Here is a 14,801-nt window from a genome sequence, read left to right on the forward strand (position 1 = left end):
GTGCACCAACTAATATCGTAGACTTGGGGTTACCAGGGGATGCCGACTGCATGTCCGATAACACCGAAGAGGAAAGACCATCATGGATGAGTCACCGCTGCCCATCATCGAAGACACCACTGGCCTGGGGCTGGGTTATCGGGCACTGTGGCGCCTGAAGTACCTCGGCCTGAGCATCTTCGGCCCGGCGGAGCGCAACCTCAAGGACAGCCCCCGCGAACGCCACAAATGGGACCGCGCCTACAAGGTGCTCAAAGCCCATGAGGCGGCCGGCACCCAGGCTGACGCGTTGACCGTATATACCGCCAGCCGCATGGAACCGCGCCGCCGTCCGCAGCAGTAGATCTCACATCGACCCGGGCGGCCCGGACGCGATAATCTACTAAGCATGGATTCGATGACTGAACTGGTTATGTCCCGCCAATTTTCCGCACCGCGCACCGCGGTCTGGGCGGCATTCGTGGAACCGGAAATCATCGCCCAGTGGTGGGGCCCGCACGGCTGGGCCATCGAAGAAGACTCGATTGTCTTCGAGCCCATGGTCGGCGGCCGCCATGAATTGACCATGGTCCAGGTCGACAACCCGGAAGCCAAGGTCCCGCTGAAGGCGGTCATCACCGCCTTTGACGAGTACACCTGCCTGGTCAGCGACGACGGGCCGCATGAAATGACACTTGAACTGGTGATCACCACCCGTGTCGACTTCCAGGAATTCGCCGGGAAAACAAGCATCACGCTGACGCAGAGCCCGCTGCCCTACGAAGTCATCGAATCCAGCACCAAGGCCTGGAATTCCGCGTTCTCCAAGCTCGAGAACCTGCTGTCCGAGTTCTTCTAGGCCGCTCCGGACCGGACCAGGCAGGCCGCGGCGCTAGCCCCGCCCGATGTACGGCATGCCGCCGGCGGTGATGGTGAACTGGTTGATCGAGGTTCCCAGCGGAATGCCCGCGATGTAGGCCACTGCATCCGCCGCTTCGGCCAACGGAAAGGTCGGTTCAACCAGGCGTTGCCCACTGGGCTGCAAAGCCCCCTGCGTCGCCCCGAAATCATCAAGCAGGTCGCTGGCGGTATTCCCGATGTCCAGCTGGGTTGCCCGGATGCGGTACGGGCGCCCGTCGAGTTCCAGAGATTTCGTGAGGCCCGCGATCGCGTGCTTGGTCACCGAGTAGGCGACCGAATTCACCCGCGGAACCTGCGCGGAGATCGAGCCGTTGTTGATGATGCGTCCGCCACCGTGCAGCTTGAAGTGCGCGAAGGCGGCCCTCGCCGCATTCATCGCGCCGGTGAGGTTGATGCTGCAGACCTCCTCCCATGCCTGAGGGGACAGCTCGTCGATGGGCACCGCGGGGCCGAAGACCCCGGCGTTGTTGAACAGCACGTCCACCCGGCCGAAGCGCTGCGCCGCCCGGGTGAAGAGCGCATCGACGGCATCCGGGTCCGTGACATCGGCGGGAACCACCAGGGCCTTGTCATGGCCATCGGAGGCTTGGGCCAGCGTCGCTTCGGTGCGCCCGGCGAGCACCACATTCCATCCGCGGGCCAGCAGCAGCTGCGCGGTGGCCTTGCCGATGCCGGATCCGGCGCCGGTAATCACGATGGTGCGGGCGGCCGACGGGTTCTCAGGTGCCGAGGTCATCAATTCTCCTTGGAAGATTCAGCGGGTCATTGGTGAGGCGTCTGCTCCCATCCTAGGAACCGCGGCGGCCAGCTCCCAGAAACGCCCGGGATGTTTCGCCCGTCCGGTTAGACGGCCGTGCCCCGGGGGAAGTCCCCGGGGCACGGCTGGCGTTGAGGCGGCTAGACGCCCAGCGCGTCCTTCTCGAGCTCGTCATTGGCCAGGTGGCTGGCCTCATCATCGATCTCGTTGGCGGATTCGGCGGCCAGGGCCGCCTTGTCCGCCGGAGTCTGGCCCCTGAGCTCGGCCAGCACCTCCTCAGGCACCGGATGCATGTGGCCGCGAACCGGCTTGATCTGGTCCAGGACCATGACCACGGCCAGGCTGATCAGGCCCCACAGGGCCAGGGTGATCAGGTGGGAACCGACGCCGACCGCATCGAAGTAGAGGATCGAGCGGATGGATTCCGTGGCGGCAGGCATCGGCAGGATGTCATGCAGCCATCCGAAGGCCTGCGGCACCATGTAGATCGACAGCGACGCATTGGAGGCAGGAACACCCAGGAACATCACCACTGCCAGGATCGGCAGCAGGGCGAGCATGCCCATCAGGCGGCTGAAGATCGTGCTGAACAGCGCCACCGAGAAGATGGCCAGTGCTCCGGTTCCCAGCAGGGCCCAGAAGTGCCCGTGGACCGCACCGGTGAACGGGCCGGCAATCAGGTAGAGCACGGCGGACATGAAGACCGAGTAGCCTGCCAGCAGCGGCAGCAGGTTCTTCAGCCGGCGGGCGTGCGGGGCGGCGGTGTCGCCGACGATGATCGCCATGAAGCCCGCCATGATCCAGCCCATGCCAAGGTACATGGCGGTCATGCCGACATTGTCACCCTCGGGCAGCGGAGCCAGTTCCTGGTGGTCAAGCGGCAGCTGCTGCGCGCCGGCCACTTGGCCGAAAACGGAGCTCAGCACCTGGACGTTGGAGTTGCCCGAGGCCTGGGCCGTGTACAGCACGGCCTGCGGGTTCTCCGCGGTGGGCAGCACGAATGCGCCGGCCAGGTCCTGCTGGGAGATCAGGGTCTTGGCCTCTTCGGGGTCATCCAGCACGGTGAAGTCGAACATGCCCTCCATGTCGCCTTCCAGTCCCGCGGCGGTCTGCTCGGCCTGCTCGATGGTGGAACCCACCACGGCCACCGGCATGTCGCGCACGGTCGGGGACTGCATGGCGCCGAGCATGAAGGTCAACATGACGCCGACCATGCCCAGCGGGATGGCGCCCAGGGTGATGTAGCGCCAGGCGTTGCTCTTCGGGCGCGGGCCGCCGTGCAGGCCTGCCACGTTGATCTCGGTGGGAATGGTGCTCTTGCCCTTGGCGGTGCGGGCGTTGTCGATCACCTGGGTCAGCAGCAGCGCGGCTACGGCGCCGATGGTCAGGATCAGCAGGTGGATTGCCGCCCCGTCGCCGTTGAAGTACATCACCGAGCGCAGGGCCTCGCCGAGGGCGGGCATCGGCAGGAACTGGTGCAGGAAGGTGTAGAACTCGGGCAGCACGTGGATGGACATGCCCAGGTTGGAGGCCGGCTGGCCGAGCACCATGAACAGGAACATCCCCGGAATCACCGCCATCGCGCCGAACAGGCGGGTCAACAGCAGCTGACCGGCGCCCACAGCGAATACGCCGAGCGCAAGCACACCCATGACCTGCACGCTCTGCGCGCCGTCAAGCACACCCAGGATCGGTCCGGCGATCAGCCCGCCCAGTGCGGACATCAGCAGGGACCAGCCCGCCAGCAGCGGCAAGGCGCGGCGGCGGCGCAGCAGCTCGGGGGAGTTTGAGAAGGCCATCGACCACGGCATGTAGCCGGCGGTGACCATCGCGGTGGCCAGGAACATCGCGCCCATGCCGCTCGGGTCGTTCTCCGGAAGCGGGGCGACATCCTCGGCCGAGATCTTCAGGTCCTGCTCGAGCATCACCGGGGTGATCACTGCCTGGATGGAGGAGGCGGCTGATACGCCGGCGCCGCCGGCGGTGTAGAAGGTGGCGTTCTTCCCGTCCAGGAAGACCGCGGCGCTGGCGTCGCGGTCGTAGACCTCGTCGCGGGCCTCGCGCTGGGAGTCGACAATGCTGATTTCCACTGCCTCGGCGTTGGCCTGCTCCAGCGCGGCGGCTAAGTCCTCGGCCTGAGCGGTGCTGGTTGCTGCGATGGCCACCGGCATGTCCCGGGCCTCCTGGTGGTGCATGGCACCGAGGTAACCCCAGATCATCATGCCGACGATCAGCAGCGGCATGATGAAAACTGCCGCGGTGCGTCCGATCTTCTCCGCCTTGGCGCGTTTGGCCGCGAGTGCCTGCGGATCGAGGGGTTCCCCCTCCGTCCTGGACTTCCGCCGGGGCGGAGCCTGGTGTCCGGGGCCGGTGGTGTGGTTGCTCAAGCTGTCGTGCTCCTCGATATTGATCTGTTTAAACTGCATTCGAAAAATGCCTTCGTTGCAGTCTATCAACTAATTTACGCCACATGGCGTAAAATTACCTGTGAAGGTCATGAGGATAGACTTGGCGACCGAAGCAAGCGGCACGGAGGAAGGGTCGTACGGGCATGAGCAGGCATAGCGACAAGGCGCGGGAGGCGCTGATGGATGCGGCGGAAGAACTCTTCGCCATCCATGGAATCGATGGCGTCTCGAACCGGAAGATCACCGAACATGCCGGCACGGCGAACCATTCGGCGATCAAGTACCATTTCGGGACCCGCGACGACCTGCTCAATGCGCTGATCCGCCGCGCCATCACCGAAGTTTCGGAATTCCGGGAGGCCCTGCCGGTCAGCGAGGACCTCGACGGCGGCCTGCGCGAAGTGGTAACCCATCGGGTGCTGCCGTGGATCTACTACCTGGCCGCCCAACCCGAGCCATTCTGCCGGGCGCAGTTCCTCTATCAGGTGCGCGGCTACCCGGGCCTGTCCGGAATCGGCGCAGAAATGCTCCGTGGTGATGAGCTGCAGGCCGATCTGGTGGGCAGGACGCGCCACGAACTGCGCGGCATTCCCGCTTCGGTGCTCCGAGCCCGCGCGGGAATCCTCGGCTATATGGTGCTCGGGATCAGCGCGGAGTTCGAGCGCCAGGTGGCCGAGGGGGAGCATGCGGCGACCTGGGAGGAGCTCGGCTACTTCCTGGTCGACTCCATCGTGGGCATGGTCGCCGCCCCGAGCACCGCGAAATCCGAGTTCCTCGATTTCGGCGGGCCATCCCGCGGATAGAAGCCGAGGACAATCCGCAGATCAACCGACGTATCGAAGGACACCATGAAAAGCAACGGAAAATCCCGAAGCGATGACCAGCAGGCTGAAGGAGCGCGTCTACGTGACCTTCACCGCGCTCGCGGTGCTGCTGGCCATGAACCTGCACAGCCATGACCCGAAACCCGGGGCATCGGCCGTGAGCCTGCTGGTGACCGTGGCCGCGATCCTGATGGCAGGACTGGTTGCCGACCTGATTTCCCACTCGACGGTCCACGCGTCGCTGCCCACACGCGCAGAGCTGCGCCACCAGCTGGAAGTCGCGTGGGGAGCTGGTGGAGCCATTGTCGGTCCGCTGATCCCGTTGGGTCTCAGCGCGCTCGGGGTCTTCTCCACGTCCACGGCGCTGATCTGGGGGCAGTGGATGCTCGTGGCGGCGTTGGCATTCTTTGCCTGGCTCTCTTTGCGCCGGAGCAAGCTCGGCTTCTGGCGCACCCTGTGGCTGATGCTCGTGCTCGTCCTGGTCGGCGTCGTGGTCATCGCGTTGCAGCTGCTGGCCCATTCCTAGGCGCCCTCGGGTGCGATATGTCTCGGTGCCCGGAGGGTGGATCGGCGTGAATTCCTTGACCGGCACCGAACTGCAGGACATGCTGTAAGCCAAGGTGCCGGGCGGAGTCTGACCTGCTCGGGGCATTGACGGCAGTATCGCCTGCGGAATGGGGATGACATGAAGAAATTTTCACTTGCGGCCATTGCGCGCACTGAATTGCGCGAAGCAGTGAACGCCAGCAACGGTCGTGCGGCGCGCACGGTCTTCGGCGGGCACGAGCACGTCATGCGGCAAACGGTGATGGCTCTGGCGCGGGGCACCGAGCTGCAGGAGCATGAAAACCCGGGCGAGGCCACCATTCTGGTGATTTCCGGAAGGATCCGCATCAGCTCGGGCGGCGAGCAGTGGGAAGGGCGCAGCCAGGACCTGCTGGTCCTTCCCGACGGCCGCATCCAGGTCACCGCGCTGGAGGAATCGAGCATTCTCTTGAGCGTGGCCAAGAACGGGCGGTGACTTCCCGTTAAATAACGCAGAGACCATGCCCGACGCCTCAGGAGAATGGTCTCTACGCAGTTTGTGGGTGCACCTAGGTGCAGTGCTGGTTACCGGCCGAAGAGCTTGGTCCAGATGCTCGGCGCCTGCGGGGTGATGCGGATGCGCGGAGCGATGTCGGGGTCCAGGTTCTCGATCGGTTGAAAGAGCCCTGTCCGCAGTGCCTCGGTGGCCGCGACCAGACGCTGTCCCTCCGGTGAGCAGTTGAAGTTGGCTGGATTGATAGCGGTCATTGCGACCCTCCTTCAGATGGTTCAACTTCCGAATTATGGAAGTTTTATTTTGCTTTACGAAACTAGTATGGGGGCCTCACTGCACCGATGGCAATAGTCCCGGGCAAAAAAACTTATCCATGGTGCGGAAAAAACCCTAAAGTCTGACTTATCCAAGTTTTTTTGGAACACGACTTGACGGCCATGGTGTGAACTGGCTTACAGTGGTGAACAAGTTCCACGGAGCCAACATCTAGTCGAAGCCGAATTTTTCGGTGGTAAGGGTGTTCAGCTAAAGCTCCCTGGGTTAACCCTTGAGCTAGAAATGAGCTGAGCACCCGATGCACCTCAACGTATTCAATGAAGTCTCCGCCGCCGAAGCGGCCGAAATTCTGCGTCCGTGCATCGATGTTGAGCGCTGGATCAATGATCTGGTTTCTGCTCGCCCCTTCTCCTCGCTGGCTGCCCTCCACGAGTCCGCAACCCGCAGCGCCGCACCATTCAACCGCGACGAAATCGCCGCGGCCTTGGCTCATCACCCGCGCATCGGAGAACGAGCCGGCGGAAACAGCCAGGAAGCAACCCTCTCCCGCGGAGAGCAGGCGGCCCTGGACCTCAATGCGGACATCATCGAACGCCTTGCCGCGGCCAACCGGGCCTATGAACAGCGCTTCGACCGCGTCTTCCTCATCCGCGCCGCCGGGCGAAGCAGCGAGGAAATCCTCGCCGAATGCCAGCGACGACTGGAAAACACCGACGAGGCGGAGCTGGCCGAAGTAGCCGACCAGCTGCGCCAAATTGCCCTGCTGCGACTGCAGGACGCGGTCAAGAACTAACTTCCAGAGCACCTTCCCTCCAGCGACCGACTCATTAGTCAGGAGACGAACACATGGCAGATGCCAGCGCAGAGCGCAGCCACATCACCACCCACATTCTCGACACCGGGACCGGGAGGCCATCCTCCGGTGTCAAGGCCACGCTGGAAGCCAAGACGGCATCCGGCTGGCAAGAAATCGGCTCGGGGATCACCGATGCGGACGGCCGCATCAAGAACCTCGGCCCGACTCAGGTTGAAGCAGGCCACTACCGGGTTTCATTCGAAATCGGGGACTACTTCGGGAAGCAGGGAACGGAAAGCTTCTTCCCCGGGGTAACCATCGACTTCTACGTCAACAACGTCGATGAGCACTACCACGTACCTCTTCTTATCAGCCCGTTTGCATATTCCACGTACCGAGGGAGTTAGAACAATGACTACCGAAATCACCGCCCCAGCATCCACCGGCATCGTCCTTGGCGAGAACCAGTACGGCAAGGCCGAGGTCCGCCTGGTCAAGATCACCCGCGACACCGCCCGCCACCAGATCGAAGACCTGAACGTCACCAGCCAGCTGCACGGCGACTTCACCGAAGCCCACCTGGAGGGGGACAACGGCAAGGTCGTCCCGACCGACACCCAGAAGAACACCGTCTACGGCCTGGCCCGCGACGGTGTGAACAGCCCGGAGGAATTCCTGCTCCGCCTGGGCGCCCACTTCACCGGCGAGTTCGAGTGGATCACCGGCGGCCGCTGGGCGGCCCAGCAGTACTTCTGGGACCGCATCAACGACCACGACCACGCCTTCTCGAAGAACAAGAACGAGGTCCGCACCGCGGTGCTGGAAATCGCTGAAGACGGCTCCAAGAGCATCGTCGCCGGTCTGGAGGACCTGACCGTCCTGAAGTCCACCGGCTCCGAGTTCCATGGTTTCCCGGTCGACCGCTACACCACCCTGAAGGAAACCAGCGACCGCATCCTGGCCACCGACGTGACCGCCCGCTGGCGCTACACCTCGGAAGCCATCGAGGCGGGCATCGACTTCAACGCGGTCTATGCCTCGGTGCGCGAGCAGCTGCTGACGCTGTTCGCCAACACCCACTCGCTGGCGCTGCAGCACACCATGTTCGAGATGGGCAAGGCCGCGCTGGAGGCCAACGAGCAGATCGCCGAGATCAAGTTCTCGCTGCCGAACAAGCACCACTTCCTGGTGGACCTCGAGGTCTTCGGCCAGGACAACCCGAATGAAGTGTTCTTCGCCGCGGACCGTCCATACGGCCTGATCGAAGCCACCGTGACCCGTGAGGGCGGCGCAGCCAAGCACCCGATCTGGTCGAACATTCCAGCATTTATCTAATTTTGATAAGCGGCGAGGGTGTGCCGATGCGGACACATCGGCACACCCTTGGCAGCGACTGACTTAGGAGGTCAGCCATGAGCGCTACACAAGATGAATCTATCAAAGGGACGCGTCCCGAAGATGCCAAGTTACCACTAGGCAAGACTTTTGCCTACGGTTTGCAGCACGTCTTGACCATGTACGGCGGCATCATCGCGCCGCCGCTGATTATCGGCAGCGCAGCCGGTCTATCACCCGAAGAAATCGGCCTGCTCGTCGCCAGTTGCCTGTTCGTGGGCGGCCTGGCCACTATCCTGCAGACCATCGGCATCCCGTTCTTCGGCGCGCAACTCCCGCTGGTGCAGGGCACGTCCTTCGCCTCGGTGGCCACCATGGTCGCCATCGTCAACGGAGGAGGCGGCATCCAAGCGGTCTTTGGCGCGGTTCTCGTGGCATCGCTCATCGGCTTCCTCATTGCCCCGTTCTTTGCGAGGGTCATCAGATTCTTCCCGCCGGTCGTCACCGGCACGGTCATCACGATGATCGGCATCTCCCTGACTCCCGTGGCCGCCAACTGGGCCATGGGCGGGAATGCCAAGGCGGATGACTACGGGTCGCTGGCCAACATCGGCTTGGCCGCCGGCACCCTGCTGGTAGTCATCCTGCTCTCGAAGCTCGGCAATGCCGCGATCTCCCGCATGTCCATCCTGCTGGCGATCGTCATCGGCACCGTCGCCGCCGCCCTGCTGGGAATGGCGGACTTCTCCAAGGTCGGCAACGGCTCGATCTTCGCCTTCCCGCAGCCGCTGGCCTTCGGCATGCCGATCTTCGAAATCGGCGGCATCATCTCGATGACCATTGTGGTGCTCGTAATCCTGACCGAGACCACCGCAGACATCCTGGCCGTCGGTGAAATCGCCAATACCAAGGTCGACTCCAAGCGCATCGCCGACGGCCTGCGTGCCGACATGGCCTCCTCCGTAATCGCTCCGATTTTCAACACCTTCACCCAGTCCGCCTTCGCGCAGAACGTCGGCCTGGTCGCCATCACCGGCATCACCAGCCGTTTCGTGGTCGCCGCCGGCGGCGGCATCCTGGTGGTTCTCGGCCTGCTGCCCGTCCTGGGCCGCGTGGTGGCCGCGATCCCGACCCCGGTCCTGGGCGGCGCAGGCATCGTCCTGTTCGGCACCGTGGCCGCCTCGGGCATCCGCACCCTGTCCAAGGTCAAGTACGACGGCAAGAACCTGATCATCGTGGCGGCCTCCATCGCCTTCGGCTGCGTGCCGATCGTGAAGCCGGACTTCTACGAGAGCTTCCCGGTGTGGTTCCAGACCATCTTCCACTCGGGGATCTCCTCGGCCGCCGTCATGGCGGTGCTGCTGAACCTGCTATTCAACGTCCTGCAGGCCGGCAACACCAAGGACAACTCGGTCTTTGCCGCGGCCCCGCCGCGCATGGTGAAGGAAGAGGAAGTCTGCGGCCTGATCGAAGGAGACCACTTCGAGGGCGGCAAGCTGATCGACAAGGACGGCTACGAGATTCCCGTGGTCACTTCCGAAGACTACGAGAAGATCCAGACCGGAGCGATCCAGATGCCTGTACCCAGGCTCGCCGGGAGCTCGGAGCACTGAGTCTGACCCGGGGGATCCCGAACAAAACAAGAACGACCGCGAAGAGATGGACAAGGGTCCATCCTGAGCGGGCTCAACGCCCGCAGGCCATGCGCCTGCGGGCGTTCGCCCGTGTTGGCGGGAACGAAGCGTCCGGTTAACTGCAAGGGCAGGCCTAGCCTCGGGCCGGTCGAGGAGGAGCCGGGTCCGGGCGACCGGCGTTCAGCTTTTGCCCGGTAGCGCGTATCGCCCGTTGCATGCACCAGGCGGCGACCGCTGAGCCCAAGGCGACGAGCGCCGCGGCCGGCAGCAGGTACCCTGCGCCTTCCCAGCCGGCGAGCCCGGTCGTCATCAGACCCGCAGGAATGCAGAGGACCGCCGCAGTTGCGGCGGCTGTCGGAACCAGCCGCTGCATGACGCCCCCGGGCCTGCGCCGATGCCCGAAGGCGAGCACGGCGTAGACCCCACCGGCAACCAGCAGTCCGTACAGCGCACCGAAGGGTACGCCATACAGGAATGTGATGACGGTATACTCACGCAACTCAAGAATCACGATGCACAACACAGCGACGGCAACACCGGCAACGGTTCCGCGGGTCAAGAGCGCGAACAGCAGCTCCGAAGGATGCGTCAGGCGAAGGCGGGTCATCTGCCCAGACTAGGCCATCCCGCCTCCGCGATGCGCGCTCGCCGGGAGGGTGCCTGCCTGCCGTTGCTCAGGCGGTCAGCAGCGGGTCGCCGGCGTTGACCGGTTGCCCGTCGATGTACGTTCCCAGCACGTCGACCGTGCACAGCTGCTCGGGAGCCAGCGAGAGTGGATCTTCCGCGAAAACTGTCAGGTCCGCAGGCGCGCCGAGCACGATCCGCCCGCCAACAGCACCGGTGCTGGCGTGCACGTTGACGGTGTACCCCTCCAGGGCCTCGCGTGCGCTGAGCTTGTGGCGAGGCTGGGCCGAATCGCTGCCCGGCACCTCGGTACGCCGGCGGGTCTGGGCGTCGGCCAGGATCAGGCGTGGATCGTACGGCGCGATGGGCCAGTCGGACCCCAGGGCCAGGACCATGCCTGCGTCTTGCACATCGCGCAGGCGGAAGGCGAACGACGCGCGGTGGCCGCCCAGCCGGCGGGACCAGGCGTCGGAGCCGTCGGCGCGCACGAAGTGGGTGCAGTGGGTCGGCTGCATGCTCACCGTGGCGCCGCTGGACTTGAGCGCGGTGAAGTCTTCGTCGTTCATTTCCTCCAGGTGCTCGATCCGGTGCAGGACCCCGTTCCCAGGCAGCTCGCTGATGGCCTTGATGACGAACCCGATGCCTTGGTCGCCGATGGCGTGGGTCGTGGTGGTGATGCCGGCTGCGGCCAGCGTCCGCAGGTTGTCGACGTACCGCTGGGGCTCAAGGTACAGGGACTCCGTGGACTCGCCCTCGGTGTCCGGTTCGTAAAGCCAAGCGGTGCCGTTGTCGACGGTGCCGTCGATCATCAGCTTCACGCCCCGCACCTGCCAGCGCCTGCCGTGCTGTCCTTGCAGCTCGATCAGATGCCGCAGTTGTTCGGGAACGTCGCTGGCCATGATCCAGGGAGCGACTCGCAATTTGATCGGCAGTTCCGTGCGTTCTTCGAGCCTGCGCAGGATCTCCAGCGAGTCGGGATCCGCCAGATCCAGCATTTCACCACCGGTCAGGCCGCTGGCGGCCATGCCGCGCAACAGGCGTTCCAGTCCGTCGACCTTGTCCTCGATGGTCAGCGGCGGCAGGGCCTCTTCCACCAGGGCCATGGCGGAGAATTCGCGGATGAAACCCGTAGGCCGGCCCTCGGAATCCACCACGATGCTGGAGGCGTCGTCAAACGTCTCCGTGCCGGTGATGCCGGCTGCTGCCAGCATGGGCTGCGAAGCCAGCGCCGAGTGTGCATCAAAGCAGGTGACGTAGCTGGCCCGGCCGGGAGCTGCCTCGTCGAGCAGCCCGCCGTGGGGTTCGGCTTCGCCGAAGACCGCTACGTTCAGTCCGTAGCCGAGCACCGGTGCATCTGCAGGCTGTGACTCGGCATGGCGGGCGAAGATCCTGCGTGCGTCGTCCAGGTCCTTGGCATCGCCCAGGAATACTCCGCGGGCGACCGACTGGCCGAATATCGGATGAATGTGCGCATCGACGAGGCCGGGAGTGATGGTTGCCGTCCCGTGGTCGATCACCTTGGTGTCCGGTCCTGACCACTCCGTTGCCTCGGAGCGGGAGCCGAGGTGCGTCACTACTCCCGCGGTGATGCCCATGGCGGAGTACTGCTTTTCACCGTCCAGGCTGTGAATGGTGTCCGCGAAGATCACGGTTTCGGGCGTCTGCATCAGCTCGACTCCTAAATGAATAGTGTTAATTATCGTTGAGTCTAACCACTGGGCCCTCTACTGTCCATGATTGGATAGGAAATAACCAAGGGAGTTAGTGCATGTCTTCTACGCCGCATCGTGTTGCCGGACGCCCGGCCAAGCCGATCCTCACTCAGCAACGCATCGTCGAGGCCGCCTTCGCGCTGCTCGATGAGGGTGGGGCCGAAGACTTCTCGATGGGTAAGCTCGCCCGTTCGCTGGGCGTGCGGACTCCGGCGCTTTATAACCACGTGGACAACCGGCAGCACCTGGTTAACCTCATGCGTCGCGACATGATTCGCTCCATTGACCAGAGCCTGATCGCCGAGCTCCCGTGGCCAGAAGCACTGTTCCATTTCGGCCAACTGTTCCGTGACGCCTTGCTGCGGGTTCCTGCGGCCGTCGAGCTGATCGTGGCCACGCCGATCACGGAAGAATCCGAATCTGGGCTCATCTATGAGGAGCTGGGCGGCATCCTTCGCCGGGCAGGGGTGGCTGTTCCCCGGATCCTCATGATCATGATTGCCTTTGAGTCCCTCGTGGTTGGCGCAGCCTTGGACATCGTGGCTCCCGGAGCCCATGTCGCCGTGGTGCCCGAGGGGGATTCGGGGGCCCGCCAGACCCGCCATGTGGAAGTCCTGGAGCTGGGGGAGAAATTTGCGCGGCAAGCGCGCTCGACAGTCAGCGAGCAATCGTTCGACTTCGGGCTGCGCGCCATCATCGCGGCCGTAGAGCGAGAAGTGGGACAGCGTGATCACGTAGGCATGTAACACCAATGTTGCGTGGAGATTAACAATATAAATTTTCTTTTGCGGCCGAACATTCGATGTCCATCGGCCGGTTCGAATATCAACAATCCCATGTTTCGCCTAGTGGGGCGCTCTTTCTGCTTGCAATTAAAGCCTTGCTCGCGATGCCGGGCGGGCTTTTCGGCGCCTTTGCGCTGGCGGTTGCGCCAGCCCACCCCTTGCGCCAAGTGACTCCAGTCACTACCTTTAGTGAACGTTCTTCATTTAAATCTGGCCCTTGGCTTCCAGCCCCTGCACCTCTGGCAGGTGGATTATGCCGGGTAGCGGACGGAAAGGTGCCCATCATGTCGAAATCTCCACTCAAGCCACCGGGTGGCGCAGTGCTTGCCACCGACCAGATGAACCGGGTCCTGGGCCTGCCCAATCTGGTGCTCTTCGGCATGGTCTACATGGTTCCGTTGACTATTTTCAGCACCTACGGCATCGTCACCGAGATTACCGGTGGGCGATTGCCGCTGGCGTACCTGATTACCATGGTGGCGATGATCTTCACCGCACGCTCCTATGGGCTGATGTCGCGGGCTTTCCCGGTGGGCGGGTCGGCATATGTGTACACGCAGCGATCCTTCGGCCCGAATATAGGGTTCATGGCCGGCTGGGCGCTGCTGCTGGACTACCTCTTCTTGCCGATGATCAATTACCTGCTGCTCGGGATCTACATGCATGAGTTCTTCCCGGCGATCCCACCATGGGCGTTCATGCTGGCTGGAATGGTCGTGGTGACGGTGCTGAACGTCGTTGGAATTGTCTCCGTGGCGCGGACGAACATCGTGATCATCGGCTTCCAGTTTCTCTTCATCATCCTGTTCGTCATTTTTTCGGTTGCCTACCTCAAGGAGCAGGTCTCCGTGGATCTCTGGGCACCGTTCCGGGGGAACGGAGAGCCCGGCGGCTTCGCGCCACTGGCTGCGGGAGCGGCGATCTTGTGCCTGTCGTTCCTCGGGTTCGACTCCATCACGACCTTCGCCGAAGAAGCACGCAACCCGAAACGGGACATGCCGCGGGCAATTCTGCTGACCACATTGATCTGCGGACTAATGTTCGTGGGCCTGGCTTACCTGTCTCACTTGGTATACCCCAGCCACGAATTCGCAAATGCTGACTCCGCATCGATCCAGGTGATTTTCGCGGCGGGCGGAGATTTCCTGGCCATCTTCTTCACGGCAGGTTTCATCTGCGGCGCACTCGGATCCGCCCTGGTTTCGCAGGCATCGGTGGCGCGTATTCTCTACAGCATGGGCCGGGACGGAGTTCTGCCGCGCAAGGTGTTCGGCTATCTGCACCCGCGATTCAAGACACCGACCTTCGTGATCCTGATCGTCTCGCTCATTTCGCTCACGTCCTTGTTCGCCAGCCTGGAAATGGTGTCGGCGATGATCAGCTTCGGCGCTTTGGTGGCATTCTCCGCAGTCAACCTTGCCGTGATCAAGTACTACTTCCTAGCCCACCGTCAGCGAGGTCTAGCGTCGACCGTGAACTACCTGTTGCTGCCGCTGGTCGGCCTATGCCTGACCATCTGGCTCTGGACCAGCCTGAGCCCGTTGTCGCTCCAGATCGGCCTGGCGTGGATTGTATTGGGCCTTGCCTACCTCGGCTACGTCACCGGCGGATTCAAGCGCAAGGCGCCAATGCTGGATCTATCCGAGTAGCGGGAGCGCATCGCCTGCCCGGGTAAGGCCAGACCGGGGATCCATGCAGCGCTATTGAGCAG

Annotated in this window: 16 protein-coding genes; 11 read left to right on the plus strand and 5 right to left on the minus strand. The window is 63.4% G+C overall.

Translation table 11 applies throughout. The annotated features are described in order from the left end of the window. The first annotated feature begins 82 nt into the window (after positions 1-82). Together DFO58_RS16305 and DFO58_RS16310 are read left to right on the plus strand one after the other, a co-directional pair. A complete protein-coding gene (locus DFO58_RS16305; protein WP_120991703.1) occupies positions 83-343 on the plus strand; it encodes a hypothetical protein in 261 nt (86 codons plus the stop codon). A gap of 54 nt (positions 344-397) precedes the next feature. Next, the gene (locus tag DFO58_RS16310; protein ID WP_183043238.1) at positions 398-838 is read left to right on the plus strand and encodes an SRPBCC domain-containing protein; all 441 of its coding nucleotides are present in this window, start codon (positions 398-400) and stop codon (positions 836-838) included. Positions 839-871: 33 nt separating this feature from the next. On the opposite strand, the gene DFO58_RS16315 is transcribed toward DFO58_RS16310, so the two are convergent. Then, the gene (locus DFO58_RS16315) at positions 872-1,636 is read right to left on the minus strand and encodes an SDR family oxidoreductase (protein WP_047120518.1); all 765 of its coding nucleotides are present in this window, start codon (positions 1,634-1,636) and stop codon (positions 872-874) included. 161 nt (positions 1,637-1,797) lie between these two features. Beyond that, positions 1,798-4,083 (minus strand): ABC transporter permease, encoded by a 2,286-nt coding sequence (locus DFO58_RS16320; protein WP_120991705.1) that lies wholly within the window; start codon positions 4,081-4,083, stop codon positions 1,798-1,800. Positions 4,084-4,208: 125 nt separating this feature from the next. Here DFO58_RS16320 and DFO58_RS16325 point away from each other — a divergent pair, with 125 nt between their 5' ends. The 3 genes from DFO58_RS16325 (at position 4,209) to DFO58_RS16335 (ending at position 5,910) form a co-directional block, all read left to right on the plus strand. Continuing rightward, positions 4,209-4,868: a TetR/AcrR family transcriptional regulator gene (locus tag DFO58_RS16325; RefSeq protein WP_047120516.1), complete on the plus strand. Its 660-nt coding sequence runs from the start codon at positions 4,209-4,211 to the stop codon at positions 4,866-4,868. A 73-nt stretch (positions 4,869-4,941) separates the two neighbouring features. Beyond that, positions 4,942-5,415 (plus strand): hypothetical protein, encoded by a 474-nt coding sequence (locus DFO58_RS16330; RefSeq protein WP_120991706.1) that lies wholly within the window; start codon positions 4,942-4,944, stop codon positions 5,413-5,415. 159 nt (positions 5,416-5,574) lie between these two features. Then, on the plus strand, positions 5,575-5,910 hold the full coding sequence (locus DFO58_RS16335; protein ID WP_047120514.1) for a cupin domain-containing protein: 336 nt from the start codon (positions 5,575-5,577) through the stop codon (positions 5,908-5,910). An 89-nt stretch (positions 5,911-5,999) separates the two neighbouring features. Here DFO58_RS16335 and DFO58_RS16340 read toward each other — a convergent pair whose 3' ends face one another. Next, positions 6,000-6,182 (minus strand): hypothetical protein, encoded by a 183-nt coding sequence (locus tag DFO58_RS16340; RefSeq protein ID WP_047120513.1) that lies wholly within the window; start codon positions 6,180-6,182, stop codon positions 6,000-6,002. Between the two features lie 320 nt (positions 6,183-6,502). Between DFO58_RS16340 and uraD the strand changes: the two genes are divergently transcribed. The 4 genes from uraD to DFO58_RS16360 all read left to right on the plus strand — a co-directional run bounded on the left by uraD (position 6,503) and on the right by DFO58_RS16360 (position 9,948). Then, complete coding sequence (gene uraD, locus DFO58_RS16345; RefSeq protein WP_047120512.1) at positions 6,503-6,997, plus strand: 2-oxo-4-hydroxy-4-carboxy-5-ureidoimidazoline decarboxylase; 495 nt, start codon at positions 6,503-6,505, stop codon at positions 6,995-6,997. A 53-nt stretch (positions 6,998-7,050) separates the two neighbouring features. Continuing rightward, a complete protein-coding gene (uraH, locus tag DFO58_RS16350; protein WP_047120511.1) occupies positions 7,051-7,407 on the plus strand; it encodes a hydroxyisourate hydrolase in 357 nt (118 codons plus the stop codon). Positions 7,408-7,411: 4 nt separating this feature from the next. After that, the gene (gene pucL / locus DFO58_RS16355; protein ID WP_047120510.1) at positions 7,412-8,335 is read left to right on the plus strand and encodes a factor-independent urate hydroxylase; all 924 of its coding nucleotides are present in this window, start codon (positions 7,412-7,414) and stop codon (positions 8,333-8,335) included. A gap of 77 nt (positions 8,336-8,412) precedes the next feature. Then, the gene (locus DFO58_RS16360; protein WP_120991707.1) at positions 8,413-9,948 is read left to right on the plus strand and encodes a nucleobase:cation symporter-2 family protein; all 1,536 of its coding nucleotides are present in this window, start codon (positions 8,413-8,415) and stop codon (positions 9,946-9,948) included. A 154-nt stretch (positions 9,949-10,102) separates the two neighbouring features. Here the strand turns inward: DFO58_RS16360 and DFO58_RS16365 are convergent, their stop codons facing one another. Both DFO58_RS16365 and DFO58_RS16370 read right to left on the minus strand, forming a co-directional pair. Next, positions 10,103-10,576, minus strand: coding sequence for a hypothetical protein (locus DFO58_RS16365; protein ID WP_120991708.1), 474 nt, complete (start codon positions 10,574-10,576; stop codon positions 10,103-10,105). Between the two features lie 67 nt (positions 10,577-10,643). Then, positions 10,644-12,260 carry an amidohydrolase gene (locus DFO58_RS16370; RefSeq protein WP_120991709.1) on the minus strand — a complete coding sequence of 539 codons (1,617 nt, stop codon included), beginning with the start codon at positions 12,258-12,260 and terminating at the stop codon, positions 10,644-10,646. Positions 12,261-12,361: 101 nt separating this feature from the next. Here DFO58_RS16370 and DFO58_RS16375 point away from each other — a divergent pair, with 101 nt between their 5' ends. Then, the gene (locus DFO58_RS16375; RefSeq protein ID WP_053799122.1) at positions 12,362-13,051 is read left to right on the plus strand and encodes a TetR family transcriptional regulator; all 690 of its coding nucleotides are present in this window, start codon (positions 12,362-12,364) and stop codon (positions 13,049-13,051) included. A 56-nt stretch (positions 13,052-13,107) separates the two neighbouring features. Further along, on the plus strand, positions 13,108-14,739 hold the full coding sequence (locus tag DFO58_RS16380; RefSeq protein ID WP_286163641.1) for an APC family permease: 1,632 nt from the start codon (positions 13,108-13,110) through the stop codon (positions 14,737-14,739). The last annotated feature ends 62 nt before the right edge of the window (positions 14,740-14,801 follow it).

This window comes from Arthrobacter sp. AG1021, from assembly GCF_003633665.1.
Lineage (GTDB): Bacteria > Actinomycetota > Actinomycetes > Actinomycetales > Micrococcaceae > Glutamicibacter > Glutamicibacter soli.

What these genes read in the sequence shown, in the direction of transcription:
- DFO58_RS16305 (WP_120991703.1), top strand. Translation starts at nt 83, where the DNA reads ATGGATGAGTCACCGCTGCCCATCATCGAAGACACCACTGGCCTGGGG.
- DFO58_RS16310 (WP_183043238.1), top strand. Translation starts at nt 398, where the DNA reads ATGACTGAACTGGTTATGTCCCGCCAATTTTCCGCACCGCGCACCGCG.
- DFO58_RS16315 (WP_047120518.1), bottom strand. Translation starts at nt 1,636, where the DNA reads ATGACCTCGGCACCTGAGAACCCGTCGGCCGCCCGCACCATCGTGATT.
- DFO58_RS16320 (WP_120991705.1), bottom strand. Translation starts at nt 4,083, where the DNA reads ATGCAGTTTAAACAGATCAATATCGAGGAGCACGACAGCTTGAGCAAC.
- DFO58_RS16325 (WP_047120516.1), top strand. Translation starts at nt 4,209, where the DNA reads ATGAGCAGGCATAGCGACAAGGCGCGGGAGGCGCTGATGGATGCGGCG.
- DFO58_RS16330 (WP_120991706.1), top strand. Translation starts at nt 4,942, where the DNA reads ATGACCAGCAGGCTGAAGGAGCGCGTCTACGTGACCTTCACCGCGCTC.
- DFO58_RS16335 (WP_047120514.1), top strand. Translation starts at nt 5,575, where the DNA reads ATGAAGAAATTTTCACTTGCGGCCATTGCGCGCACTGAATTGCGCGAA.
- DFO58_RS16340 (WP_047120513.1), bottom strand. Translation starts at nt 6,182, where the DNA reads ATGACCGCTATCAATCCAGCCAACTTCAACTGCTCACCGGAGGGACAG.
- uraD (WP_047120512.1), top strand. Translation starts at nt 6,503, where the DNA reads ATGCACCTCAACGTATTCAATGAAGTCTCCGCCGCCGAAGCGGCCGAA.
- uraH (WP_047120511.1), top strand. Translation starts at nt 7,051, where the DNA reads ATGGCAGATGCCAGCGCAGAGCGCAGCCACATCACCACCCACATTCTC.
- pucL (WP_047120510.1), top strand. Translation starts at nt 7,412, where the DNA reads ATGACTACCGAAATCACCGCCCCAGCATCCACCGGCATCGTCCTTGGC.
- DFO58_RS16360 (WP_120991707.1), top strand. Translation starts at nt 8,413, where the DNA reads ATGAGCGCTACACAAGATGAATCTATCAAAGGGACGCGTCCCGAAGAT.
- DFO58_RS16365 (WP_120991708.1), bottom strand. Translation starts at nt 10,576, where the DNA reads ATGACCCGCCTTCGCCTGACGCATCCTTCGGAGCTGCTGTTCGCGCTC.
- DFO58_RS16370 (WP_120991709.1), bottom strand. Translation starts at nt 12,260, where the DNA reads ATGCAGACGCCCGAAACCGTGATCTTCGCGGACACCATTCACAGCCTG.
- DFO58_RS16375 (WP_053799122.1), top strand. Translation starts at nt 12,362, where the DNA reads ATGTCTTCTACGCCGCATCGTGTTGCCGGACGCCCGGCCAAGCCGATC.
- DFO58_RS16380 (WP_286163641.1), top strand. Translation starts at nt 13,108, where the DNA reads ATGTCCATCGGCCGGTTCGAATATCAACAATCCCATGTTTCGCCTAGT.